We start from the raw sequence: 25,203 nt of genomic DNA on the forward strand, positions 1-25,203 counted from the left end.
CCGGTCCCGCCGGCGGCGGGTATACTTGACGGGTTTTCCTTGGCGTCGGGCCGGCGGGCCCGGGCGCCACTCTTTTTACGCACTCTGGAGAGACGGATGAGCATCGAGCAGCTGCAGGACATCGCCCAGGCCATGGTGGCCCCGGGCAAGGGAATCATCGCCATCGACGAATCGAACGCGACCTGCAAGAAGCGCTTCGACGGCGTCGGCATCGAGTGCACCGAGGAGAATCGGCGCGCCTACCGCGAGCTGCTGCTTTCCACCCCGAACCTTGGCGAGCATATCGCCGGCGCCATCCTCTACGACGAGACCCTGCGCCAGTCACAGAAGGACGGCACCTCCTTCATCAAGCTGATGGAGAAGCAGGGCGTCATTCCGGGCATCAAGGTCGACAAGGGCACCGTGGCCCTCGCCGGTTTCCCGGGTGAGCTGGTCACCGAGGGCCTCGACGGCCTGCGCGACCGGCTGAAGGAGTACGCCAAGATCGGCGCCAAGTTCGCCAAGTGGCGTGCGGTCATCACCATCGGCGAGGACACCCCGTCCGGCACCTGCATCGAGGCCAACTGCCACGCGCTGGCGCGCTACGCGGCGCTGTGCCAGGAGCAGGGCATCGTGCCGATGGTCGAGCCCGAGGTGCTGATGGATGGCGACCACGACATCGAGGTCTGCTACGACGTCACCGAGGCCACCCTGCGTTCGCTGTTCGGCGCGCTGTATGAGCAGAACGTGATGCTCGAAGGCACCATCCTCAAGGCGAGCATGGTCATCTCCGGCAAGGGCTGCTCCGAGCAGGCCTCGGTGGAAGAGGTGGCCGAGTACACCCTGCGCTGCCTGAAGAGCACCGTGCCCGCCTCGCTGCCGGGCATCGTGTTCCTGTCGGGCGGTCAGAGCGACGAGGCGGCCACCGCCCACCTCAACGCCATGAACCAGATGGGCCCGAACCCGTGGCCGCTGTCCTTCAGCTATGGCCGCGCCATGCAGCAGGCTGCGCTGAAGCTGTGGTCGCAGGACATGAACGCGAATGTCGCAGCCGCCCAGCGCACCGTCGCCCAGCGCGCCAAGGAGAACGGTCTGGCAGCGCTTGGCAAGTGGACCAAGGCCGCCTGATCGGCTGATCCAGCCCCGACCAGGTCCGGCCGCGCGGCCGGGCCTGATCGCTCCGGCGGGCGTGGCGGAAGCCCCGCCCGTCCCGGCGGCCGGGTCGCGCAAGGCGATCCGTGTGAGGTGGCGCACCGGCCGCTGCCCGGTCCGGCGTATATTCGGCTCGCCCCGTCGACGCTTGCGTGAAATTGACACCGCGGGAACATCAGCCCGGCCATCCTTCACATTGACATTTGTGATGGTCGGGCGCAGCGCTCCCTTTCCGGTTCCGGCAAGGAGCGGAGGCGCCTTCCGAATCCAGGAGACATCGTGAACATCGGACTGCGTTTTCCTGCGGCGGCGCTGGCCGCCCTGCTTGTCGCCTGCTCGGGTGAAGAGCCGTCTCCATCCCGCAGCGGCGGCCCCGCGCCGGTCAAGGTCGTGACCGAGAGCGTCGTTCGCGGGCCCTGGATCGACACCCTCGAGGCCCTGGGCACCGCTCGCGCCAACGAGTCGGTCACGCTCACCGCCAAGGTCACCGAAACCGTGGTCCGGGTGAACTTCGAGGATGGCCAGCGCGTCGAGGAGGGACAGCTTCTGGTCGACCTCTCCGGGCGCGCCGAGGTCGCCGCACTGGAAGAGGCCCAGGCCGCCTACACCGAGGCCCTGAAGCAGTACGAACGACAGGCCGACCTGGTCGAGCAGGGCACGCTCTCGCGCAGCACGCTGGATTCGCTCGTGGCCACCCGCGATGCGGCCAGGGCGCGCATGGAGGCGATTCGTGCCCGCCTCGCCGACCGGGTGATCGCTGCGCCCTTTGCCGGGGTGCTCGGCTTTCGCCTGGTCAGCCAGGGCACCCTGGTGACCCCGGGCACGGCGATCGCCACGCTGGATGACATCGATCCGATCAAGCTCGACTTCTCGGTGCCGGAGACCGCAATGGCCAGCGTCGCCGAGGGTCAGACCATCCGCGCCCGCAGCGCCGCCTTCCCGGAGCGTGAGTTCAGCGGCGAAGTCCAGGTGGTGGGATCGCGCGTCGACGCGGTCACCCGTTCGGTCACCGTGCGCGCCGAGATCGCCAATCCGGACGGCGCGCTACGTCCCGGCATGCTGCTGACCGTCAAGCTGGAGCTGCCGCAGCGCGAAACGATCGCCATCCCCGAGATCGCCCTGATCCAGGTCGGCACCAGCCAGTCGGTGTTCACCGTCGATGCCGAGGGCCGGGCCAGGCAGACCGAGGTCCGCGCCGGTGCGCGCAAGGCCGGCCGGGTGGAGATCATCGAGGGCCTGCAGCAGGGCGACCGGCTGGTCACCGAGGGCATCGTGAAGCTCCGACCCGGTACGCCGGTGGTGGAACAGCCGGTTCAGGTGGCGGGAGGCTGAGATGAGGCTGTCCGACCTGTCGATCCGCCGCCCGGTTCTGGCGGTCGTGATGAACCTCCTGCTGGTGGTGGTCGGCATCATGGCCTTCCGCCAGCTCACCGTCCGCGAGCTGCCCAATATCGATCCGCCGGTGGTCTCGGTCGAGGTGCGCTACCCCGGCGCCTCGGCCGCGGTGGTCGAGACGCGGATCACCCAGATCGTCGAGGATGCCCTGGCCGGCATCGAGGGCATCGAGACCATCGAGTCGCGCTCGACCAATGGCCGTTCCGACGTCACCGTCGAGTTCTCCCTGAACCGCGAGATTGAGGCGGCGGCCAATGATGTCCGCGATGCCATCTCGCGGATCGGCGACCGCATCCCGCCGGAGGCCGATCCGCCCGAGGTGGAGAAGGTCGAGTCGAACGCCGAAGTGGTGATGTGGCTGAACCTCAATTCGGCTGGCATGAGCACCATCGAGCTGTCGGACTATGCCGAGCGCTATGTGGTCGACCGGCTGTCCTCGATCGACGGTGTCGCCCAGGTGCGCGTTGGCGGCGGCCAGCGCTATGCGATGCGCATCTGGCTGGACCGCACCGCGCTGGCCGCCCGCGGGCTGACCGTCAACGATGTCGAGAGCGCCCTGCGCCGCGAGAACGTCGAGCTGCCGGCCGGGCGCCTCGAGGGCGCCCAGCGCGACTTCACCCTGCGCGTCGAGCGCGGCTACCAGCGCGCCGAGGACTTCGCCGCCCTGGTCCTCGGCAAGGGCGAGAACGGCCATCTCGTGCGGCTCGGCGAGGTGGCCCGCGTCGAGCTGGCCTCGGCCGAGCGGCGCGCCTATTTCCGCGGCAACGGGCAACCGAACATCGGCATGGGCGTGGTCAAGACCTCGACCTCGAACGCGCTGGACGTGGCCCGCGCCGTGCGCGAGCGCCTGCCCGAGCTGCAGCAGAGCCTGCCGCCGGACACGCGGATCTTCGTCGCCTTCGACTCGACCATCTTCATCGAGGCCGCGGTCGATCGTGTCTACCTCACCCTGATCGAGGCGGTAGGTCTCGTTCTGCTGGTGATCTTCGTCTTCCTCGGCAGCCCGCGCGCGGCCCTGGTGCCGGCGGTGACCGTGCCCGTCTGCCTGATCGCCGCATTCATCGGCCTGTGGATTGCCGGCTTCAGCATCAACCTGCTGACCCTTTTGGCCCTGGTGCTCTGCATTGGCCTGGTCGTCGACGACGCCATCGTCGTGCTCGAGAACGTCCAGCGCCGGATCGACCTCGGCGAGCCGCCGCTGGTGGCGGCTGCCCGCGGCACGCGGCAGGTGGCCTTCGCCGTGATTGCGACCACCGCGGTGCTGATCTCGGTGTTCCTGCCGGTGGGTTTCATGGAAGGGGATTCCGGACGCCTGTTCAGCGAGTTGTCGGTGGCCCTGGCGGGCGCGGTGGCGATCTCGGCATTTGTTGCCCTGAGCCTCACCCCGATGATGTGTTCCAAGCTGCTTCGTCCGGCGCTGGCGGCGGACCAGAAGCGCTCGCGCCTGCACCAGCTGTTCGAGCGAATCGGCGACTATTACCGGCGCCAGGTGGCCTGGTCGGTCGGCCATCCCGGCAAGATGTTCCTGCTGGTGCTGGCCTCGGTCGGTGTGGCCGTCCTGCTCTACGGACGCATTCCGCAGGAGCTGGCGCCGCCGGAGGACCGCGGCGCCTTCTTCATCTCGGTGCAGGGACCGGAAGGTGCCGGCTTCGACTACACCGTCGGCCAGATGCAGAAGGTCGAGTCGGTGATTGCGCCCTATGTCGGCGAGAACGCGCCGATCATGCAGGTGAACTCACGCGTGCCCGGCGGCTGGGGCGCCAGCGAGGAAATGCACACCGGCCAGGCCATCGTCCTGATGTCGCCCTGGGACGAGCGCACGGTTTCGACCGCCGATCTCGTCGAGACGCTGCGCGCCGAGCTGGGCGAGATCCCCGGCGTGCGCGCGCTGCCGATCGTCCGCTCGGGGCTGGTCCGCTCTCGCGGGCAGCCGGTCTCCGTGGTGCTCGGCGGGCCCAACTACGAGGAGCTGGCCGAGTGGCGTGACCGCATGCTGGCGCGCATGGAGCAGAACCCGCGGCTGTTCGCGGTCGACTCCGACTACAAGGAGACCCGGCCGCAGATGCGCGTCGAGATCGACCGCGCCCGCGCCGCCGACCTCGGCATCTCGCTGAGTGAGCTGGGCCGGACGCTGGAAACCATGATGGGCGCGCGACGGGTCACCACTTTCGTCGACGACGGCGAGGAGTACGACGTCATCCTGCAGGCGCGCAGCGAGGATCGCGCAACGCCGAGCGACCTCAACAACCTCTATGTGCGCTCGATGACCACCGGCCAGCTGATTCCCGTGGCCAACGTGGTCAGCCTGCGCGAGCTGGCCGAGCCGGGCAGCTTCAACCGCTACAACCGCCTTCGTGCGATCACCCTGTCGGCCGGCCTTGCACCGGGCTACACGCTCGGCGAGGCGCTTGCCTGGATCGAACAGGTTGCCGCCGAGGAGCTGCCGCCCACAGCCCAGCTCGGCTACAAGGGCGAGTCCCGCGACTACCGCAACGCCGGCAGCGCCGTCCTGTTCACCTTTGCCCTGGCCCTGCTGGTGGTCTATCTGGTGCTGGCTGCGCAGTTCGAGAGCTTCGCCCATCCTCTGGTGATCATGCTGACCGTGCCGCTGGCCGTGCTCGGCGCCCTGCTTGGTCTGTGGCTGTTCGGCAGCTCGCTCAACCTGTTCAGCCAGATCGGCATCGTCATGCTGGTCGGTCTTGCGGCGAAGAACGGCATCCTGATCGTCGAGTTCGCCAACCAGCTGCGCGACGAGGGCAGGGAGGTCATCGACGCCGTGGTCGAGTCCGCCACCACCCGGCTGCGGCCGATCGTGATGACCTCGATCGCGACCGTGGCCGGCGCCGTGCCCCTGCTGCTGGACGACGGTCCGGGTTCGGCCTCGCGGCGCACCGTGGCCATCGTGGTGATCGCGGGGGTCAGCTTCTCGACCCTGCTGTCGCTCTACGTGGTGCCAGCCTTCTACGCGAAGATCGCTCCGTACACGCGCTCGCCCGAGGCCCTGGCCCGCAAGCTCGATCAGCAGGAGCAGGACGTGACGCCGGTCGGTGGCCACGCCTGATGCGGCGGTCCGGAGTTCGCCGATGAGGTCGACCGGCGGGCGCCAGCGTGGCGAGGGCGGCGGTCGGGCGCGTGGGCGCGGCGACGCCGATCGGACGGCGCCGAATCCGGGCCCGGGCGGGTCCTCCCGGCCGGTGCGCGATCCCGAGATGCGCCTGTACGGCCTCAATGCCTGCCTGGTGGCCTTTGCCCGCCGCCCGCGTGACCTGCGCAAGGTCTATCTGTCCGAGGCGCGCATTCCCGCCCTGCGCGAGGTGCTGGCCTGGTGCGTGGCCCAGCGCATCGGCTACCGCGTCGTCGGCGAGGAGGATCTGCGCAAGCTGGCCGCCTCCTCGCATCACGAGGGCGTGGTCTTCGACATGCGCCCGCCGGCGGTGCCCGGCCTGGAAACGCTGCTCCAGTCCGTCCGTGGGCGACCCAGCCTGCTGCTCTGGCTGGATGGCGTCGGCAATCCGCACAACCTCGGCGCCGTGCTTCGCTCCTCCGCCCATTTCGGCGTCGACGCGGTCCTGGTTCCGCCCGGCTCGGGCCTTGCGCTGAGCGGCGCCGCCTGCCGCGTCGCCGAGGGGGGCGCCGAGGCGGTGCCCCTGCTGCGCCTCGTGAATGCCGATGCCGCCATGGACTGCCTGCGCGAGGCCGGTTTCCGCTTCGCCGCCACCCTGCCCACGGGCGGAAACGACCTGTTCAGGGCGGAGCTGCCCGAGCGCATGGTCCTGGTTTTCGGTGCCGAACAGCAGGGCATGAGCCGCGCGCTCGTGGAGGCCTGCGAGCTGCGCCTTGGCATTCCCGGAAGCGGCGCAGTCGAGAGCCTCAATATCGCCAGCGCAGCGGCGGTATTTCTGGGTGAGTGGCGCCGGAGACGCGGCTGACGCGCTGAGCAGCGGGCCTGGCGCATCAGCGCCGCCCGATCGTGTGGCGTGGGCGCTCGCGCCGCGCTGATCTGCGTCTGGCGAGCCGGCAGCGCGGCCCGCCTCGAAGCTTAGATCCACCCCGTCTGTGGGTCGGGCGCTCTGCATGATCATTCGAGCTACCCGGTGCGCGTCCTGGTCACCGGCTGGTTACTTCGCCCGCAGGGCGTGATCTGCGTCGGGAAACGGGCCCCCGACGCTGGACCCGGGGCCGCTGTGGACGCTAGCGTTGGCGGTTGCCCCCTGTCCCGTGTGAGCCGCTTAGATGGCGTATCCCGACATCGCCACCCTGCTGCTCGTGACCATTACTCTGAATGGTCTGGTCGCTGCGTTCATGTGGCTGATGCACCGTACCAAGCCGCGTGCCCGCTACTTTCGCCTGCTGGCCGTGGGGGCGGCGGGTTCGGCCGTAGGCTGGACCCTGTACGCCACGCGCGACCTGGGCTGGCCGTCCGGGCTGTCCTACGTCGCGGCCTACCTGCTCGTCGCCCTGTATCCGGGACTGCTGATCCTGGCGGTGCGTCGTTTCCTGAAGCTCAAGCCGCCGGGCCCCTGGCAGGCGGGCCTGTGTGTGGCTTTCGTGGTGCTTGCGCTTGGCCTCGCCTGGGCCGCCGGGCAGCGGCCGCACTCCATGGCGGTCGCCACCGGGGCGAACGCGCTGCTGTTCAGTGCCTCCTGGTTGATCCTGCTGCGCCATGGCCGGCCGTTCTCGCCGCCTGTCCTGACCATGCTGGTGACGATCGGGCTGAGCGCCATGGTCCTGTGGCTGCGTCTGGCCAGTGGCCTCTGGGCCCACGCCTCCGGCGGCGCGCCGGAGTCGGCACTGATTCTGATGGCGCTGCTGATTCCGATGCTGGCCAGCATCATGCTTGCGCTGGCGTTCTCGGTGGCCGAGTTCCGCCGCGACGAGCGCAAGCTGCGCGAGGCCTTCGAGCGCGATGGATTGACCGGTCTGCCCAATCGGGTGCCGGCGCTCGAGCACCTGCGCATCGCCCTGGAACGGAATGAGCCGCTGTCGCTTGCCTTCATCGATCTCGATGGTTTCAAGCGCATCAACGACAGCCTGGGCCATGCCACCGGAGATCTCCTGCTCGCCGCGGTGAGTGAGCGCCTGAGGCCGATGCTGCGGGAGGGGGAGTTGCTTGCCCGCTTCGGAGGGGACGAGTTCCTGCTGCTGCTGCCCCTGCCCCCCGGCCCGTCCGAGCATCGTTGTCGCGAGCTGTTGCAGGCGCTGTCGCAGCCCTTCGAGATCGAGCAGCGCCACGTGTTCGTCGGCGGCAGCGCAGGGCTTTGCGCGTTTCCGGAGGATGCCCGCGAGCCGCGGGAACTGCTGCGTCTTGCCGACACCGCGCTCTATCAGGCCAAGCTGCACACCCGGGGCGATGTGTCCCGCTACACCGCCCGCATGGGCGACGCTGCGAGCGCCGAGCTTGCGACCGAACTCGAACTGCGTGCGGCGCTGGAGGATCAGCGCGTGCAGATCTTCCTGCAGCCGCGGCTGGATCTGGTCGACGGCGTGTGTCGCGGCGCCGAGGCCCTGATGCGCATCCGTCGCGCCGATGGCAGCCTGATCCTGCCTGGGGACTTCATCGCCGTGGCGGAGCGCTGCGGCCTCATGCCGCGGTTGGGCGCGGTGGTGCTGGAGCAGTCCTGCCAGGCGCTGTCGACCCTGCGTCGTTCGTCGCTGGGCGAGGACTTCCGGCTTTCGGTGAACCTCTCCCCGCTGGAACTGCATGACGAGGCCCTGGCTTCGCGGGTCGAGGCGGCCCTGTGCCGCCACGGTCTGCCGGCCTCGGCGCTGGAGCTGGAGCTGACCGAGACCGCCCTGGTCGATGATCCGCTCGCCGCCGAGCGCCGGCTGAGCGAGCTGCGTGCCCTCGGTGTGGCCATCGCCCTCGACGATTTCGGCGCCGGGTTCTCCGGGCTGTCCCACCTGCTTCGCTTCCCGATCTCGGTCCTGAAGATCGATCGCAGCTTCATCGAACGCCTGCGCAGCGACCGGATCGCCGATGCCCTGGTCGAGGGGCTGGTCGGCATGGCCCAGCGTTTGGGCCTGCGTGTGGTCGCCGAGGGCATCGAGCGCCACGCCCTGATCACCGCCCTTCAGGCCATGGACTGCGATGAGGCGCAGGGCTACGCCATCGCCAAGCCGATGCCGCTCGAATCCCTCGTCGGCTGGCTGGACAGCGCCCGCGAGCCCCAGCTCACGGCCTGACGCAGGCGGGACGGGGATAGCGCCAGCCCCGGCCTTACGCGGTCCTGATCCGCCTGAACTGATAGGGCGGGGCAGCAGGCTGGCGTCGGGCGAATCGCCCTGCGGCGTGCGGATCGCCCGAAGGCCTCTCCTGTAGCGCGCGCGCAAAGCCCGTTGGATCAAGGCGCCGTGATTGGCATGTCGCTTGCTGGGTGACGGGTATCCCCACTGCCTGCCATGCCCATGCGCCCGGACTCCCCACCCTTGCTCGTCAGTCGCCAGCCGCCTGCCTCGGGGGGCGCCGATCCGATCGACAGCGGAGAAATGCTGCACAACGAGCGCACGGCGCTCGAGGATGAGGCGAGGCAACGCGAGGAGGCGCCCCGCGCTCGGCCTGAGCAGAACACCAGTGAGCTTCCCGAACCGGGCGGAGAGCCCCTGCCGAGGCGGCAAGGCCCGTCGCCTCGCGCCTCCCGTCCCCGTTGACCGAGGGGGACGTTGTGTCGAGGAAGCGCTACCGCAAACCGCTTTTCTGGACCCTGTTCGGGACCGCCGCCGCCGCGGCCCTTGTCGTGATCCTGGGGTTGAACTTCGTGACTCCCGAGAAATCTCTTGATCAGACCATCCCCCACCGTCACCCGGTGGACAGCCTGCAGTTCCGTCGCGAGCTGGGCGTGCTGCTGGGCCCCAGCCTGCTCGGCGGCAACCGGGTCGAGGCGCTGCAGAACGGCGTCGAGATCTTCCCCTCCATGCTCGAGGCGATCCGGTCCGCCAGGAGGACCATCACCTTCGAGACCTACATCTACTGGTCGGGTGAGGTCGGCAGGGAGTTTGCCGACGCGCTGTCCGAGCGCGCCCGTTCCGGGGTGGAGGTGAATGTTCTTGTCGACTGGGTCGGCAGCCTGAAGATGGACCCTGAGCTCATCGAGCGCATGCGCGACGCGGGCGTCCGGGTTGAGCGATTCAGGCCGCTTCGCTGGTACCACCTCGGCAAGCTCAACTATCGCACCCACCGAAAGCTGCTGGTGGTCGATGGTCGGGTCGGGTTCACCGGTGGCGTCGGTATCGCCGACCAGTGGCAGGGCAATGCCGAGGACGAGGATCACTGGCGCGACATGCACTTCCGCGTCGAGGGACCGGTGGTCTCGCAGTTCCAGGCGGCCTTCAACGACAACTGGATCAAGACCACCGGGGAGGTGCTGGCCGGAGACGGATACTTCCCGCCGCAGCCCGAAGCCGGTGATCTGCACGCCCATGTCTTCGTCGCCTCTCCCTCCGGCGGCAGCGAAAGCATGCACCTGATGTACCTGATGTCGATCGCCGCGGCCGAGCGGACCATCGACCTCCAGGCCGCCTATTTCATCCCCGACCGGCTGATGCGTCGCGCCCTGGTCGAGGCTCTCGAGCGCGGGGTGCGGGTGCGGATCATGGTTCCCGGGAAGAAGATCGACGCGGGCGTGGTGCGTCTTGCATCGCGCGCCGACTGGGGCGAGCTGCTCGCCGCAGGGGCGCAGATATACGAGTACCAGCCGACGATGATGCACAACAAGCTGCTGGTCATCGACGGCTACATGGTCTCCGTCGGATCGACCAACTTCGACGAGCGCTCCTTCCGGCTCAACGAGGAGGCCAGCATGAACGTCTACGACCGCGAGTTCGCGCAGGAGATGCTGCGCGTCTTCGAGGCGGATCTGGAACACACCGAGGCCTATGACTTCCAGCGCTGGAGGGAGCGGCCATGGCGCGAGAAGTTCGTCGAGAAGGTGGTGATTCCGATCCGCTCGCAGCTTTAGGTCAAGCGGAGCCGACCCAGCGGCCGTCGAACGGCCCCGGAGCCGGGTCTTCCGCGCTTCCCGTCGGGCGGGCACTGCGGCGGCTCGTGCCTCCTCCCCGATTCGCCGACGTGGACAGGTCAGGATAAGGTGCGGGTTCCCGGCAAGGAGACCCGCCATGAGATGGACCGATCTGTTCAGGGCCGCGCTGCTCTGCCTGCTCTGTTCGCAGGCGCTTGCGGGGCCAAAGCCGTCGTTCCTGCTGACCGCCGACGCGTGGATCAATCTCCATCACTTCCTTTACCACAGTGCCAGACACGCGCTGGAGCCGCCTGCCCGTGGCAACCGGCTGCCGCCGAGGTCGGTGGATGCCGCGGCGGAGCTGGATGACGAGGAGGCGAGGATCTGGCGCAAGGCGCTGGATGTGTATGCGCGCGCCGCGCGCCGCGACCTGCTTTTCGATGGGCGCATGCGGAACTTCACCCAGGCGGTGGCCGCGGGTGAGGCAGGCCAGGCCGGGGCGTCGGACGAGGCGGGTCTCTTCACGGCGTTGCGCGAAGCGATGCTGGTGTACCGCCGGCACTGGTGGCCCGAGCACGAGCAGTGCGCTCGACGCAGGATCGAGGAACTCGAACCGAAGCTTGCCCGGTACGGGGTACAGATGCGGCAGCGGATGGAGTCGCGCTACGGCGCGGAGTGGCCGCGGGACGGCATCCTCGTTGCGCTCACGCCCTATGCCGACGAGCGCGGCGCCTACACGACCTCCGGTGGCGCGGTAGGCAACCTCATCGTGTTCTCCTGCGAGGATCCACGCTACGTGGACATGGCCGGGTTCGAGATGCTCTTTCACGAGGCCGGCCATGCCGAGCCGTTCTCGACCCGGATTGGACGCGCCTCGCAACAGGCGGCAGAGCGCCACGGCGTCGCCGAAGGACGGCTGTGGCATCACTACCTGTTCCACGCCACCGCCGCGGCCCTTCGCGAGCTGGTAGGCGACGGCTACCGCAGCTACGCCGACGCGCAGGGCCTGTGGCGCCGGCCTTCGACGGCCCGCTTGCCGGCCTGGTTCGAGGCTGCCTGGACCCGCCAGCCCGAGCTGGACGCGCTGTTCGACCACGTCCATGCCCGGCGCGCGGCCGCCGCCGCAGAGGAGGGCCCGCCGCCGGGCGGGCCTTGAGCTCGCCGACACTCTCTCGAGGATTCGCCAACGGAGGCAGCGGCGGGCACCTCTCGGGCAGCACGGCGCGCTCACGACGTGGCGCCTAGGCTGGGGGCATGTCCGAACCGGTGTACGAGCATGCAATCGAGCACGAAGCGCCGGGGAACCGGCCCAGCGCTCCCGGCACTCTGCTGCGCTCTTGTGATCGGACTCAGCGGCGTGGCTGAGTCGGGCGCGGTCGAACGGCTGCCCGCGGTCGAGTTCGACTGGGCCGTGGTCAACGACGGCGTGATGGGCGGCCTCTCGCGGAGCGCCGTGGCCGAGCGCGATGGACTGCTGCAGTTCCGCGGGGTGCTGTCACTCGAGAACAACGGCGGCTTTGCCTCGATCCGCAGCCGCGGCCTCGCTGGCCTCGACCTGGCCGGGTCCGGGGCGCTGCAGCTGAGGGTCCGGGGCGACGGCCGCCGCTACCAGCTGCGCGCCTATGGCAGCGCCCGCTATCGCGGGCGCGAGGTGGCCTATGTTGCCGAGTTCGATGCGCCGGCGGACGTCTGGCATGAGGTGAGCATCGATATTGGCTCAATGCAGCCACGATTTCGTGGCATGGCGCTCGAAGGGCCCGCGCTCGAGGCCTCGGACATCAACGGGCTGGGGCTGCTCATCGCGGACAAGCTCGAGGGGCCTTTCGCCCTTGAGGTCGACTGGATCGGGCGCGGGCCCTGAGCGGGGACGCCCCTATTCGGCCTTGCCCCAGAGGGCCTCGAGTCGCGCGTCGCGACCGCAGGCGTAGCGGTAGTAGCGATAGCGAACCGGATTCTTGATGTAGTAGTCCTGGTGGTAGTCCTCGGCCGGGTAGAACCGTGTCGCATCGAGGATTTCAGTGGCGATCGGCGCATCGAAGCGACCCGATTCAGCCAGCGCCTTGAGGCTGGCCTCGGCCGCGGTGCGCTGCCCGGCGTCGAGCGGAAAGATCGCGCTGCGGTACTGCGGCCCGCCGTCGCAGAACTGGCGGTTCACCGCGACCGGGTCGATATTGCGCCAGAACACCTCAAGCAGCCGTGCGTAGCTGATCTTCGTCGGGTCGTAGCGGACTTCGACCGCCTCGATGTGCCCGCTGCGTCCGGAGGAGACCTGTTCGTAGGTCGGGTTCTCGACATGCCCGCCTATGTAACCGGATGTGGTGGAGAGCACGCCGTCGAGCTTGTCGTAGGGCGGTTCCATGCACCAGAAGCAGCCGCCGGCAAAAATGGCCCTGGCCTCGCCCTGGCTTGCGGCTGCTTCGTCGCTGCTGCCGCGCGCGGCGCTGGGCGACCAGGCTCCGGCGAACAGCGCGGCAAGGGAGACCGCGCACAGCGCAGCAAACAGCAGTCGGTGGAATGTCCTGTTCATGGATCGGTCCTCCGATCAGGTGCGCAGCGCGGGAATCGACTCGCCCTCGGGCACGAAGCGCAAGGCCAGGCCATTGTTGCACCAGCGCTGGCCGGTGGGCGGCGGGCCGTCGTCGAACACGTGGCCCTGGTGGCCCTTGCAGCGTATGCAGTGGTACTCGGTGCGCGGCCAGAGGATCTTGTAGTCGACCTTGGTCCCGACCCGCCCGGCAATGGGGCGGGTGAAACTGGGCCAACCGGTGCCCGACTCGTACTTGTCGGCGGCATCGAACAGGGGCAGGAAACAGGCTGCGCACAGGTAGGTGCCCGGGCGCTTCTCCGCATTCAGCGGACTGCTCCCGGCACGTTCGGTGTCTTCCTCGAAGAGCACCCGATAGGCCGGTGCGGACAGCAGCGCCCGCCACTCCTCTTCGGTCTTGCGCAGCGGAGGGATCTCCTTGGCATCCTCGCTGGCGCCGAGTCTCGATAGCGCCAGCGCGGGCACGGCAAGCCCCAGCGCGGCAAGCAGGCGACGTCGATTCATGGGCAACCTCCGGTTTTCGGCATGCGACCACTGTGGACCGTGTACCGGTACGGAGGCGTGCAGGGCAGGTAAACGGTTCGCCTACACGGGCCCCGGGTTTGGCTGGGCTTCAGGCTGGGAGCGCGGACAGGCGCCAATGGGCGCGGAGAAGACATTCATAGGGTGCGGCTGGCCGCACCGGGCGTACCGTCCGAACGCCCTTATCGGTGCGCCCAAGGCGCGCCCTATGGGTCTTCGCCGACGCCCAACTTAGTTCGACTGTGGGAGTGCCCTTGGGCGCGACCGCGAAGTTCCGCTCTGGCCGCGGTCTGAGGTGTATCCGTAGCGCCGCTGTCGCGCCCAAGGCGCTCCCACAATCTGACTGCGGCAAGGCCTGTTTGGCGGCGCAAACCGGACCTGGCAACGCCCCTGCACGTAGGAGCCAGCTTGCTGGCGATAGGCGCCCCGGAAGGGACGATCGCCAGCAAGCTGGCGCCTACGTTCGGGTATTGCGGAAGGTCTTCCTTGCCCCCACAACCCCAGCTCAGAGCCAGCCTTCCTGCTCACCCTTCATGCCGCGCTCGGCGAGGTCGATGCGCAGGGCCTCCAATGTGGCGTGCAGGGGGCGCTGGGCGAGGGTGTCGAGCAGTTTGCGATCCCAGTCGCTGAGCGGCTGGAGGGCAGGCAGCGCGGCGAGCGTGTCGGGGTCCATGCCCTGCGGTTGCCAGTCCTCGCCGTGCGACTGCCACAGCGCGCCGACCTCGCTGGCGATGGCGATGCCGGCGGGGTCGGGGTCGCAGGCGACGAAGGCCGGGGCCGGGGCGAGGTCGAGCAGGTGCGAGACCGCGTCGCGCCACCATATCGGCGGTCGGCCCGGCACCCAGAGCACCGCGGTGTCGGCGGCGGCCGCGCGCGCTGCGCGCTCGAAGCTCGTCCGGTTCTCGACGACGCGCCAGACGCGTGGTCGAGGGCTGATGCCGGTGGCGGCGAGGAGCGTGGCGGGAGTCAGGGCCAGCGGCTCGGAGGTGATACCCAGGTCCAGGATTCCTTCCGGCAGGGCCAGTCGGAACCTGCCGCGCAGCCACAGCCCTGGCGCGTGGCCGCTGATGCCGAGCGCGGCCAGATCCAGCACCTCGCGCAGCCACTCCCATTCCGGGCCGCTGAGTGATTTGGTGGCACCACGGGCGAGCAGCTCGAAGTCGCGATGACTGCCGTGGCGCGCCTCGGCCGCCCAGCGTTCGACCGCCTCGACCAGGTCGATGCGCCGGGTCCACAGGGCTTCGGGCAGCTCGAGCAGGGCGGCGTGCGCGGCCTCGGCCTCGGGCTGGCTGAATCGCCGTGCTGCAATGTCCGTGCGCATCGCATCGCGCATGTCGAGCCGTTCGAGGCCCAGGGCCTGCCGCAGGCCATCGGCGTCGCGCCAGGTCAACTGCCGGGGCGACCAGACGCCGCCGCGCTCGTGGCGCTCCTCGAGGAAGATCCAGCCGGACTGGAGCAAGGCTTCCAGCAGCTCGCGGCCTTCGGCGAGGGCCGGGGCGTCGAGGCCGCGGAACAGGGCGTCGATGCGGCGTGACTGCGCCGCGCTGCGCAGCCAGCCGCGGAGCTGGCGGCGCCAGCCGTCCGGCCAGTGCGCGACCTGTTCGGGCAGTGGGGGGCCGTCGAGCACACGCCGCCGCGTGCCGCGAAGGCTGGCCCGATCACCGAGCCCGCCTTCGACCACCACGCGGCCGCTGCCGGCCATCAGGCGACGGCGGTGTCCGCCCGGCGGCGCAGCACGGCCACCGGCTGCGCCCAGGCGCTGCCGGGTCGGCGCTTGCTGGTCACCAGGGTCAGCTCCGAGGGCTGGAACACGTTCACGTTGTGGGTAACCGGGGTGGTCAGGATGTACTGCGCGCGGGTGCTCTTGAGGAAGGCGCCGACCTTGTCGATGTTGAAGATGTCGAGATGGGCGAAGGGCTCGTCGATGAAGACGAAGCCGCCCGGTCGGGTCTCGTCGCGCATCAGCGCCACCAGCAGGAGCAGGGACTTCATCACCTGCTGGCCGCCGGAAGCCTCGCCGTCGTCAAGCCCGATCCAGCCCTTCTGGTCGAACTCGAAGCGCACCACGAGGCCGGCCTGGGCGACGCTGAGATCGTCGTTGGCGAGGTCGGGAAGGTCGAGATCGACGCCGATCCCGGCCAGCTCGGCGAGATGCCGCAGGTTCTTCGCATACTGTTTGAGCGTCGCCCGCAGCACGTTGAGGTAGGCGCCACGCGCCTCGGTGGTGCTGCGCCGGCTGCGCTCCAGATGCAGGCCACGACGGTCGAGGTCGGCCTTCTGCGCTGCATGGTCGCCGGCCAGCTTGTCGCGCAGGGCGAGTACCGATTCATCGGTCTCGAACTGGCCTTCGGCCAGCCGCCGCTCGATGCGCTCGATCTCGCGGCGCACCGCCTGCGGGCTGTCCCATTGCTCGCGCAGGGCGGACAGCGCCTGGCGGCTGCGCAGGGCAGGGGCGATGCCGCGGCGCTTGCGCCGCCAGACCAGCGCGCGCTGCACCTGCTCCTGGCGCTGCTGGCCGAGGTTGCCGACCAGATCGCGCAGCTGGCGCTCGCTGTCCTCGATGCGCCGGGCGGTGTCGTCGCGACGGCGCGAGTTGGCCTGGCGCTGCTCGCGGATTGCATCGAGATCGGTCTGCGCCTCGGCGAAGGCCTCGGCCTGGCGGGCGACGGCGGCCTCAAGCGTGGGCTGCTGCTCGCGGGCCAGGGCGAACTCCTCGGCGCGCGCCGCCAGCTCGTCCAGCGCGCGGCTGCCGCGCAGCTGGGCCTCGGCATCGCTGATCTTCTGCCCGAGGGCGCGACGCTCGGCGGCCCAGTCGGCCAGCTGGGCCTCGATCTCGGAGCGGCGCTGCTCGCCGCGTTCGCGCTGGCGCTCCAGTGCGGCAGCGCCGAACCAGACGTCGTCGACGCCGAGATAGCGGCCGCCACGACGCTCGCGGAAATAGCCCTGCGGGGTGATCCAGTCCTGATCGCGCGCCAGCCGCGCGCCGCCGGCAACGTCCTCGACGCGCTGCACCCGGTCCAGCTGCTGCAGCAGCCACTGCGGCGGCTCGGCGAGGAAACGCACCACCTCAAGCATCGAGCCCGACGTCGGGTTGCCGCGCGGGGCGCGGTCGGCGACCACGAAATGCTTGTAGCGCAGGGTTTCACCGATCTGCCAGGCGTGTTCGCGGTCGCGCGGATCTTCCAGCAGTAGGACGTGGCGGTAGCCCGCCAGCAGGGCTTCGAGCGCGGCCTGCCAGGCCGGATCGCTGACCTCGACGATCTCGCTGAGCAGGCGGTGGCGGATGCCGGCCTCGTCCAGCGCGGCGCGGAAGCGCGACTCCCATTCGGGCGTGTAGCGGCGGCCGCTGCGCCAGGCGGCGATCCTAGCGTTCAGCTCGCCCAGTTCCTGCTTCGCGGCGTGCTCCTGCGCGGCCAGGGCGGCCATGGCTTCGCGCCAGCCCTGGGCCTGCTCGGCGAGCCGGGCGAGGTCGGTCTGGCCCTGCTGCGCGGCCATCTCCACCAGGCGTGCCTCCTGCTTCATCAGCACGGCGTTCTCGGCCTGTGCCTCGCGGGCCCGGTTCATCGCCTCCATCGCCGCTTGCAGGCGAGCCTCGCCGGCGCGCTGGCGCTCGCGGAACTCCGTTTCGTTGGCATCGAGCTGGACCAGCTGCTCGCGCAGATCGGCCGCGCGACGCAGCAGCTCGGCGCCCTGCCGCTTGCGCTGCACCAGCTGTGGCCGGGCGCCGCGGATCGACGCCGCCAGCTCGGCCAGCTCCATCGCCGGCTGCACCTCGGCCACCAGCCGCGCACGCTCGGCCTGCAGGGATTGCCCTTCCTGCAGCGAGCGGACCCGCAGCTCGGCCTCCTGCAGCGACAGACCAAGCAGGCTGAGCTGCTGGTTGAGGGTGGCCAGCTCCTTCTCGGCCTCCTGCTGCTCGCTGCGCGCGCGCTGATAGTCGTCCAGCACCGCCTTGTCGCCGAACACGTCGAACACCAGGTCCAGCAGGGCCCGCGGTGGCAGCTGGCAGAGCTTGTCGGTGGCGCCCTGCTCCAGGGTCAGCACGCGGCGGATGGCCTGCGACAGCCCGGCGCCCTCCAGGCGTACGCGGTACTCGCGAAGCCCGATCCACTCCGCACGCCGTTCCACTTCCTCGACCGGCACATCACCTGCCATCACCGCGTACTGGCGCTGCCACTCGCCGCCCTTCTTCTGGATGCGGCAGACCAGGGTGGCCTGGGTGTCCATGATCGGAAAGAACGGCCGCGCCCCGGTCGGCCCCGGCGGATTGCCGACCACGGCCCGCAGCCAGGCATAGGGTTTGCCGTTGTGGCGCAGGTAGGACTTGAAGTCGCGATTGCCCGCGCAGTCGATGGTCAGCAGGGTGCGCAGCGCGTCCAGCAGGGTGGTCTTGCCCGAGCCGTTCGGCCCGACCACGGTGACGATGTTGGCATCCAGCGGCAGGGAGAAGCGCTCCCAGTAATCCCAGTGGACGACTTCGAGGGAGCGGAACTCAAACATGGTGTGGGGATTTCTTGTCGTGTACGCAGCGCGAGGCCTGGCCCGGCGTCGCGCGTGTAGGAGCCAGCTTGCTGGCGATGGATGCGCTGCAGTCGCCAGCAAGCTGGCTCCTACAGGGAACCGGTGCAGCGGACGGGTCAGCCATCGGTGCCGCCCTCGGTTGCGGGCTGCGGCTGGCTGCCGAGCAGCTCGGACAGCGCGCCATCGAGGATGCGCCGCGAGGTGCGCTCGTAGTCGAACAGCAGGTCGAGCAGCGGTCCCTCGCTGATCTCGCCGCCACGGCGCTGGATGAAGCCGTGCCGGGCGAGCACTCCGAGGTTGAAGTTGATCCGGGTGCGGCCGCCCAGACGGTCGCCGAAGTCGGCCAGCAGGGTGCGCTCTGCTATGACCGGCGCGACGTCGTGCTGCAGGGGAATCGGCTGGCTGTCGGCGAACATCTGCTCCTGCTGCGCAGCGGCGCTCTCGGCGTCGAGTCGTTCGCGCTGGCGCTGGCGCTTGGGCAGCACGATCTGTGCCCAGAGCACCACCAGCAGGGCGACGGCGTCGCGGTCGAGCTGCAGGGTGTTGGACAGCCAGGCGTTGTCCTGGGCGAACACCGCGCGCTCCTGCGGCCGGGCCACGGCGAGGGTCAGGTGGGCGGCGTAGGGATGCTCGCGCAGGGTGAGCCCGACCGCGGCTAGTCGCCGGTCGAGTTCCTCGCGGAAGGGCTCGTCGAGCAGGGCTCGGCGCGCGAGCTCGTCATCGCGTGGGATCACACGCTGGGCGAGCAGGCGGGCGACCAGGTCGGCGATCGGGTCTTCGATCATCGTGAGCGTTCCAGGGGTTCGATGCGGCCTTCGCTGATCAGGGCGATGGACGGATGGTCGAGCGCGCGCAGGCCGGTCTCCACCTGCAGCTGCAGCGCGAGGCGGGCGAGCTCGGCGGCGGGCCCGTCGAGGGCGGCGGATTCGGGGTCGCCGATCAGGCCGAGCAGGGACAGCCGGTAGGCGGATTCGGCGTAGTCATCTGCCGGCACCAGGTCGGGCAGGGCGGCCGGGCGATCGAGCGCGGCCAGCTGGTCGCGCCAGCCGTGCAGCGGGCCCAGGTCCTCGCGCTCGACCGGCAGGCTGTCGGTGGCTGGAGCCTCGCTGGCGCCGGGCAGGGGAGCCTCCTCGCTGGCGGCGCGCTCGCGCTCGAGCAGTTCGAACTCGGCGACGTCGAGGCTGATGCCATCCTGCAGGAACTGGCCGCGCAGCGGCAGCGCGTGGTGATCCCCGGCCAGGGCGCAGAGCCGGTCGATGGGCTGCTCCCGAAGCCAGGCGACCAGGTCCGAGGAGGACAGGCCGCTCTTGCCAAGATGCACGCGGTCGCGGTCGAGCTGGTTCAGCGCCCGCTGGAAGATGCCGGCCTGGCGCAGCATGGCGCTCTGCGCGCGGCCGACCGCCTGGGCCAGGCGATGGGTGGCCGGATCCAGCTCGGCGACATCGGTGATCGCGCGGACCACCTCGGTGCCCTTCTCGACCCAGGTCCAGACCGAGTCGAGGGTGTCCGCGGCGCGCCGGATGCGATGCTCGGAGCCGGAGAGCACGGCGCGGTCGAAGTCCTCCTTGAGCTCGGCAAGGCGCGAGAGCAGGTGGCCGAGCTCCTCGGCGCCGACCCGGCCCATCGCCTGGCCGGCGGCCAGCTGGGCGGTGAGATAGCCCAGGCCGTCGCCGTCATCGGCCTCGAACTGCAGCAGGGTGCTGAGCGCAGCCAGCGCCTTGCGACCGGTCGGGCTGATCCGGTAGAGGTGGCGTTCGCCGTCCCAGGCCAGCAGGCCGTGTTCCTTGAGCCGGCCGAGCACGGTGTCGAGCTTGACCGGGTCGATGAAGGCCAGCTGCTCGCGGATCTCCTGCGGGCTCCAGTCCGGCGCCTCGCTGCGCGCGCCGAGGGTCCGCAGCACCAGCAGGCGCACCGTGACATTGGCCTCGCCGCCGTGGAACAGCGCGGTGAAGGCGCGCAGCAGCTCGCGCCCGCGAAGCAGCGGAAACAGCGCCGGCACGTCCTCGGCGCCGATGCCGGGGGCAAGGAAGTCGGCCAGCTTGTCGTCGGATTCGCTCATCAAGAGTGCGCCGGCAGGCCGCGGCGTGGGGGGAGGGCATCGGACATGGGGGGCGGGAGTGTCGGGCATGCCCGGGCCCGGGGCAAGCCGCCGGGCGCGACCGTCTGTCCTGCGCGCAGACCCTACAGCGGTGATGACCCGTGCCCTGAGGAGCGCGCCGTCCGGGCGCAAGGCGATCCTTCACCGGGCGCGGATTGGCCGCACCGGGCATACCGCCCGAACGCCCGTATCCGTGCGCCAAGGCTCACCCTGCAGGGCTTTGCCAGGACGACGCCGCAGGCCACGGTGCCGGCCTAGTCGCCGTCGAGCAGCTCCTGGGCCATGACGATGGCGTCTTCGCGGCCGCCGTGGGCGGGGTAGTAGCGGGGCCGGCGGCCGATCTCATTGAATCCGAGACTGTGGTACAGGGCGATCGCCCGCGGGTTGGAGGGACGCACCTCGAGGAACACCCGCTCGGCGCGCTGCCAGCGCGAGAGGTCGATCAGGCGGCGCACCAGGTGCCGGCCATGGCCCTCGCCCTGGGCCTGCGGGCTGATGCAGACGTTGAGGATGTGTGCTTCGCCGGCGGCAACGTTGAGGATGCCATAGCCGATCACGACGCCTGCCTGCTCGACCACCCAGCAGCCATAGCCACCGCGCAGGCAGTCGCGGAATATGCCCGGTGTCCAGGGGAAGTCGTAGGCTTCGCGCTCGATCTCGAGCACGCGGTCGATGTCGTGTTCCTGCATGGCGCGCAGCCGCGGGCCGGCGGCCTCGAAGTACTCGCGCGCCTGCGCGTTCATCCCCGGCTCGCCAGGCGCCTGCGCAGCGCGCGCAGGGTCTTCCAGAGTGCGCGCTTGGCCTGAGGCTGGCGGCGCAGGGCGATCGGATTGATCCGCAGGGTCGGTCCGTCGAAGTCGAAGGCCGGACCCTCGAGTCGTTCTTCCCAACCCAGGGTGGCCGGATCGAGGTGGGCGGCGCCGGCGGCCAGCAGCAGGGCCTGCCAGAGCGGGTCGGAGGCGGCACCACCGCGATGCCGCGCAGGGGCAGGGGTGCGCCCGGACGCCTGCGTGGCAGGCGCCTCGGCCGCCCTCGTGGCCGCGCCCGGCAGCGCACGCCCCCGCCAGCGCAAGGGCTGGTAGCCCATTTCCGCCAGCATGCGCAGGCGCAACGAAGGCGACAGCGGAGACTCAGCCATGGGGCAGGGCGCGCAGATCGGCGACCAGCTCGGCGTAGATCTGGTCGACAGCCGCCCCCAGCATGCGGACCGACTCGCGAACGCTGCTGCCGGCGACCTCCAGCTCGCGTCGGTAGTCCTTCTCCAGCAGCGGGCGACCGGCGTCGCTGCCGTCGAGGCGGGCGCGCAGTGCAACGCGCACCGCCCAGGCGTTCTCGCCGCGGGGCAGGCGCTCGAAGGCTTCGATGCGCATCTGCAGTCGGTACTGGCGGGTCTTGGGCGGCAGCCGGGCGGTGACCAGCGGGGCAACCTCGGACTGGTCCAGGGCCCGGATCAGGCGCCGCTGCAGCAGGCGGGTCGGCGGGTCCACCCACATCTGGTAGTGGTAGGCGCGCAGCCGCTCGCCCTCGGCGTCCAGGCCGTATAGCAGGGACTGGTCGGCGTGCACGCCATCGGCGAAGAAGGCGTCCACCACCAGCGGCGCGTCGAAGCGCGTCGGACCGGCCGCGATATCGGCGGCCGGGGGCAGGCGGAAGTAGGTCGTCTCGGGAATGCCCGGGCCGCTGGCGCAGCCGGTCAGGCCGAGCACGAGGGCGAGCAGCGCGGTGCGTGGCAGATTCATTCTTCCACCTGGTCGGCGGGTGGGGTGAACAGCAGCCGGTTCGGGCTGCGCCGGATCTCGCGGCTGAACTCGTCGAAGTTGCGGCTGGAGGATTCGAGGTTGCGGGTGATCGCGTCGATCCGCTGGGCCACGGAGCCGACCGTGCGCTCAAGGTCGAGCACGGTCTGCTGCAGCGCCGGCCGGTTCTCGTCCACCGCACCCTTCAGCGAGTCCAGCAGCGCATCGGCATTGGCCCGCGTGGTCTTCAGTTCGGCGGCGACCGTGCGCACGTCGGCGAGCAGTCCGGCGATGGCCTGCTGGTTGGGTTCGTCGAGCATCCGGTTGGCGCGGTCGGCTGCCACGTTCAGCCGCTCCAGCAGCTGCTGCGCCTCGGCGAGCAGGGCCGGCGCGCTGGCGTCCACGGTACCGGCAATGGACTCGACCCGGGTGGCCAGGGTGTCGACCAGCGGCCGCAGGCGCTCCTGCGAGAGCACGGTCAATTCGGTGGCCAGGTCGTTGACCGCGCTGAACACGTCGCCTGATTCGATGCTCGGAATGGTCGACCCGGGCTCGAGCATCTGCGCGCTGGCGCCCTCGCGGATGCCCACCGTCATGTCGGCGAGCAGACCGCTGGCCTGGCGCTGGGCGATGCTGTCGGCCGGAATCTTCCAGTCCTCACGGAGGGACAGCGTGACCCGGTAGCGGGTGCGCCCGTCGACCCGGCCCGGCTCGATGCCGCTCACCTGGCCGATCCGGAAGCCCTCGTAGAACACCGGTGCACCGTGGCCCAGCCCGGCGACGTTGTGGAACTCGACCCGGTAGTCGACGGTGTCGCCGCCGCGTCCGGTGATGGTCAGCAGGGTGAAGAAAAGCAGCACGAGTGCCGCGATGACTGCCGCGCCGACCAGCACGTAGTTGACGTTGTCGCGTCGCATCGATGCCCTGCGCGGCCCCGGAAGCAGGCGACATCATAGCGAGGATGGAGCGCCACCCGGCAACCCGGGCCGCTGCCGCGACCCGCTCAGGCGGCCGGAAGGCGTAGCAGGCGGGTCCCGCTGAGACGGTCGTGCAGCGTCCGTCGGCGGCCGTCCGCAAGACTCATGAGGAAACCCAGGCCTGCCGGCAGCCAGGCCAGCGTGGCCCAGAAAAACCGCTGCCACAGGCGCGCCCGGGTGGCGGTGCAGCCGGCGGCGTCGAGCACCTTGAGCCGCCACGGCCGCATGCCGAGGGTCTGCCCGCCGCGATGCCAGGACTCCACTGCATACAGGCCGGTCAGTGCCCACAGACCGAGGCACTGGGCGAACCAGGCCAGGCTCCAGGGCTCGACCGGCGTGCCGCCGCGCAGGGCCAGCACCAGGACGCTGGCGAGAAACCACAGGGCGATCACCGGCAGGCTGTCATAGACCAGGGCGAGCAGGCGCCAGCCGAGGTGCGCCGGCAAAGTGGGTGGAAGGTCGTCATTCATGGCGGCGCAGTGTACTGGGAAGCGCCGTCGGCGCCGTGCGAGCATGTAGGCATGGCCAAGAGCACGCCCCGAACCCCGGCCGAACGTCGCGAGCGTGCCAGCGCGCGAGCGCCCCTGAGGCCGGAGGATGCCGCCCTTATCGAGCACTTCCTCGATCAGGTCTGGGCCGAGCAGGGACTTGCCCGGCATACTCTCGACGCCTACCGCCGCGACCTCCAGGGGCTCTCGCGCTGGCTGGCGTCGCGGGCAGTGGGGCTGGCCGCGGTCGACAAGTCCGACCTGCTCGCCTACCTGGCCGAGCTGGCCGATCTGGGCTACAGCCCCCGCAGTACCGCCCGCCTGCTGTCGTCGATGCGCACGTTCTTCGCCCAGCAGGTGATGCGCGGCGCCCGGGCGGATGATCCCAGCGCAGGGCTGGCGGCGCCGAAGAAGACCCGGCCGCTGCCCAAGGCGCTGTCGGAATCACAGGTCGAGGCCCTGCTCGGCGCGCCGGATCCGGCCGCGCCGCTGGGACTGCGCGACAAGGCCATGCTCGAGCTGATGTATGCCACCGGACTGCGGGTCAGCGAGCTGGTTGGCCTTGCCAGCACCCAGGTCAACCTGCGGCAGGGCGTGCTCAGGGTGCTGGGCAAGGGAAGCCGCGAACGCCTCGTGCCGATGGGAGAGGAGGCCCAGCACTGGCTGGAACGCTATCTCGCCGAGGCCCGGCCGCTGTTGGCCGGCGGCGAGCGGCTCGATGCCCTCTTTGTCTCGCAAAAGCGCGGCCCGCTCGGACGCCAGCAGTTCTGGACCATGGTGAAACGGCATGCCGCGAAGGCGGGCATCGACCCGGCCCAGGTGAGTCCGCACCGACTGCGGCACAGCTTCGCCACCCACCTGCTCAACCACGGTGCCGACCTGCGCGCCCTGCAGATGATGCTCGGCCACAGCTCGCTCAGCACCACCCAGATCTACACCTTCGTCGCCCGCGAGGCCCTCAAGCGCCTGCACGCCGCGCATCATCCGAGGGGGTGAGCCTGGCGGCCGACAGGGTGCGGCCAGCCGCACCGGGCGTACCGATCGAAACTTGGTATCCTCCCGCGGATGCGGGTTTCGGGCGCGAAGCAGACCTTCCGCAAAACCCGAATGTAGGAGCCAGCTTGCTGGCGATAGGCGCCCCGGACGGAACGATCGCCAGCAAGCTGGCTCCTACACGCAAGGGCGCCGATAGGTCCGGTTTGCGCCCTTTGTTCGCCTCGACGTGTTGCCGGCGTCCTTGCGGCGGTATGACCGGCGTGGCCAGCCGCACCCCATGTTGGGGGGCGCTTCGGGCGCCGCCGATCTTGCGTGGGGACGGGCAGGCGCGGGCTACCAGCTGCCAACGTTCGGCATCGAACTCCATGGCTCGCGCGGGGGCAGCGCCTCGCCCTTCTGCAGCAGTTCGATGGAAATGGCATCGGGGGAGCGCACGAAGGCCATCCGGCCGTCGCGGGGCGGGCGGTTGATGGTGATGCCCTGCGCTTGCAGGTGCTCGCAGGTGGCGTAGATGTCGTCGACGGCGAAGGCGAGGTGGCCGAAGTTGCGGGCGCTGCCGTAGTCCTCGTCGTCGTAGTTCCAGGTCAGCTCGACCTCGGCTTCGGGATTGTCCGGGGCGCCGAGGTAGACCAGGGTGAAGCGACCCTGCGGATAGTCCTTGCGCCGGGTTTCGACCAGGCCCAGGCCGTCGCGGAAGAAGCGCAGGGAGGCGTCGAGGTCGCGGACCCGGACCATGGCGTGGAGATAGCGCATCGGGGTGTTCCAATCGGGGGTCGGCGCGGAGGATAGCGGCGCGGCGATGAACGGGGCGTTCCATGACCCGCCGCGGGCTGTGCTCC

21 protein-coding genes are annotated in these 25,203 nt (G+C 70.0%); 9 read left to right on the forward strand and 12 right to left on the reverse strand.

All coding sequences use genetic code 11. From position 1 onward, the window contains the following. Positions 1-96: 96 nt before the first annotated feature. The 8 genes from M0G41_RS08040 to M0G41_RS08075 all read left to right on the forward strand — a co-directional run bounded on the left by M0G41_RS08040 (position 97) and on the right by M0G41_RS08075 (position 12,342). Complete coding sequence (locus tag M0G41_RS08040) at positions 97-1,107, forward strand: class I fructose-bisphosphate aldolase (protein ID WP_248207478.1); 1,011 nt, start codon at positions 97-99, stop codon at positions 1,105-1,107. A 303-nt stretch (positions 1,108-1,410) separates the two neighbouring features. Further along, a complete protein-coding gene (locus M0G41_RS08045; protein ID WP_248207480.1) occupies positions 1,411-2,463 on the forward strand; it encodes an efflux RND transporter periplasmic adaptor subunit in 1,053 nt (350 codons plus the stop codon). 1 nt (position 2,464) lies between these two features. Continuing rightward, positions 2,465-5,587, forward strand: coding sequence for an efflux RND transporter permease subunit (locus M0G41_RS08050; RefSeq protein WP_248207481.1), 3,123 nt, complete (start codon positions 2,465-2,467; stop codon positions 5,585-5,587). A gap of 22 nt (positions 5,588-5,609) precedes the next feature. Next, positions 5,610-6,455, forward strand: coding sequence for a TrmH family RNA methyltransferase (locus tag M0G41_RS08055; RefSeq protein WP_248207483.1), 846 nt, complete (start codon positions 5,610-5,612; stop codon positions 6,453-6,455). A gap of 304 nt (positions 6,456-6,759) precedes the next feature. Beyond that, entirely contained in the window at positions 6,760-8,709 is a 1,950-nt protein-coding gene (locus tag M0G41_RS08060; protein WP_248207484.1) for a putative bifunctional diguanylate cyclase/phosphodiesterase, read from the forward strand. Between the two features lie 479 nt (positions 8,710-9,188). After that, on the forward strand, positions 9,189-10,481 hold the full coding sequence (locus M0G41_RS08065; RefSeq protein WP_425511239.1) for a phospholipase D-like domain-containing protein: 1,293 nt from the start codon (positions 9,189-9,191) through the stop codon (positions 10,479-10,481). 157 nt (positions 10,482-10,638) lie between these two features. Beyond that, entirely contained in the window at positions 10,639-11,637 is a 999-nt protein-coding gene (locus tag M0G41_RS08070) for a hypothetical protein (RefSeq protein WP_248207487.1), read from the forward strand. A 201-nt stretch (positions 11,638-11,838) separates the two neighbouring features. Next, positions 11,839-12,342: a CIA30 family protein gene (locus tag M0G41_RS08075; protein WP_248207488.1), complete on the forward strand. Its 504-nt coding sequence runs from the start codon at positions 11,839-11,841 to the stop codon at positions 12,340-12,342. A 12-nt stretch (positions 12,343-12,354) separates the two neighbouring features. On the opposite strand, the gene msrA is transcribed toward M0G41_RS08075, so the two are convergent. The 11 genes from msrA to M0G41_RS08130 all read right to left on the reverse strand — a co-directional run bounded on the left by msrA (position 12,355) and on the right by M0G41_RS08130 (position 23,350). After that, positions 12,355-13,008 (reverse strand): peptide-methionine (S)-S-oxide reductase MsrA, encoded by a 654-nt coding sequence (gene msrA, locus M0G41_RS08080; protein WP_248207490.1) that lies wholly within the window; start codon positions 13,006-13,008, stop codon positions 12,355-12,357. Between the two features lie 15 nt (positions 13,009-13,023). After that, a complete protein-coding gene (gene msrB / locus M0G41_RS08085) occupies positions 13,024-13,530 on the reverse strand; it encodes a peptide-methionine (R)-S-oxide reductase MsrB (RefSeq protein WP_248207491.1) in 507 nt (168 codons plus the stop codon). Positions 13,531-14,053: 523 nt separating this feature from the next. Then, on the reverse strand, positions 14,054-15,250 hold the full coding sequence (locus tag M0G41_RS08090; RefSeq protein WP_248207494.1) for a toprim domain-containing protein: 1,197 nt from the start codon (positions 15,248-15,250) through the stop codon (positions 14,054-14,056). Then, on the reverse strand, positions 15,250-18,048 hold the full coding sequence (locus M0G41_RS08095) for an AAA family ATPase (protein WP_248207496.1): 2,799 nt from the start codon (positions 18,046-18,048) through the stop codon (positions 15,250-15,252). The genes M0G41_RS08090 and M0G41_RS08095 overlap by 1 nt, the downstream gene beginning before the upstream one ends. 137 nt (positions 18,049-18,185) lie before the next feature. After that, the gene (locus tag M0G41_RS08100; RefSeq protein ID WP_248207505.1) at positions 18,186-18,854 is read right to left on the reverse strand and encodes a hypothetical protein; all 669 of its coding nucleotides are present in this window, start codon (positions 18,852-18,854) and stop codon (positions 18,186-18,188) included. Continuing rightward, positions 18,851-20,128 carry a hypothetical protein gene (locus M0G41_RS08105; protein ID WP_248207510.1) on the reverse strand — a complete coding sequence of 426 codons (1,278 nt, stop codon included), beginning with the start codon at positions 20,126-20,128 and terminating at the stop codon, positions 18,851-18,853. The genes M0G41_RS08100 and M0G41_RS08105 overlap by 4 nt, the downstream gene beginning before the upstream one ends. Before the next feature lie 293 nt (positions 20,129-20,421). Then, positions 20,422-20,910 (reverse strand): ribosomal protein S18-alanine N-acetyltransferase, encoded by a 489-nt coding sequence (gene rimI / locus M0G41_RS08110; protein ID WP_248207527.1) that lies wholly within the window; start codon positions 20,908-20,910, stop codon positions 20,422-20,424. Continuing rightward, positions 20,907-21,305, reverse strand: coding sequence for a hypothetical protein (locus M0G41_RS08115; RefSeq protein WP_248207529.1), 399 nt, complete (start codon positions 21,303-21,305; stop codon positions 20,907-20,909). The genes rimI and M0G41_RS08115 overlap by 4 nt, the downstream gene beginning before the upstream one ends. Continuing rightward, complete coding sequence (locus M0G41_RS08120; RefSeq protein WP_248207533.1) at positions 21,298-21,906, reverse strand: ABC-type transport auxiliary lipoprotein family protein; 609 nt, start codon at positions 21,904-21,906, stop codon at positions 21,298-21,300. The genes M0G41_RS08115 and M0G41_RS08120 overlap by 8 nt, the downstream gene beginning before the upstream one ends. After that, positions 21,903-22,820 carry an MlaD family protein gene (locus M0G41_RS08125; RefSeq protein WP_248207547.1) on the reverse strand — a complete coding sequence of 306 codons (918 nt, stop codon included), beginning with the start codon at positions 22,818-22,820 and terminating at the stop codon, positions 21,903-21,905. The genes M0G41_RS08120 and M0G41_RS08125 overlap by 4 nt, the downstream gene beginning before the upstream one ends. Positions 22,821-22,906: 86 nt before the next feature. Then, positions 22,907-23,350 carry an RDD family protein gene (locus M0G41_RS08130; RefSeq protein ID WP_248207550.1) on the reverse strand — a complete coding sequence of 148 codons (444 nt, stop codon included), beginning with the start codon at positions 23,348-23,350 and terminating at the stop codon, positions 22,907-22,909. Positions 23,351-23,401: 51 nt separating this feature from the next. On the opposite strand from M0G41_RS08130, the gene xerD reads away from it, so the two are divergent. Beyond that, positions 23,402-24,364, forward strand: a complete 963-nt coding sequence (xerD, locus tag M0G41_RS08135) for a site-specific tyrosine recombinase XerD (RefSeq protein WP_248207558.1) — start codon at positions 23,402-23,404, stop codon at positions 24,362-24,364. Between the two features lie 333 nt (positions 24,365-24,697). Here the strand turns inward: xerD and M0G41_RS08140 are convergent, their stop codons facing one another. Beyond that, positions 24,698-25,117: a VOC family protein gene (locus tag M0G41_RS08140; RefSeq protein WP_248207565.1), complete on the reverse strand. Its 420-nt coding sequence runs from the start codon at positions 25,115-25,117 to the stop codon at positions 24,698-24,700. Between the last annotated feature and the right edge of the window lie 86 nt (positions 25,118-25,203).

Origin of the sequence: Pseudomarimonas salicorniae (assembly GCF_023156535.1) — a bacterium.
Taxonomy (GTDB): domain Bacteria; phylum Pseudomonadota; class Gammaproteobacteria; order Xanthomonadales; family Xanthomonadaceae; genus Pseudomarimonas; species Pseudomarimonas salicorniae.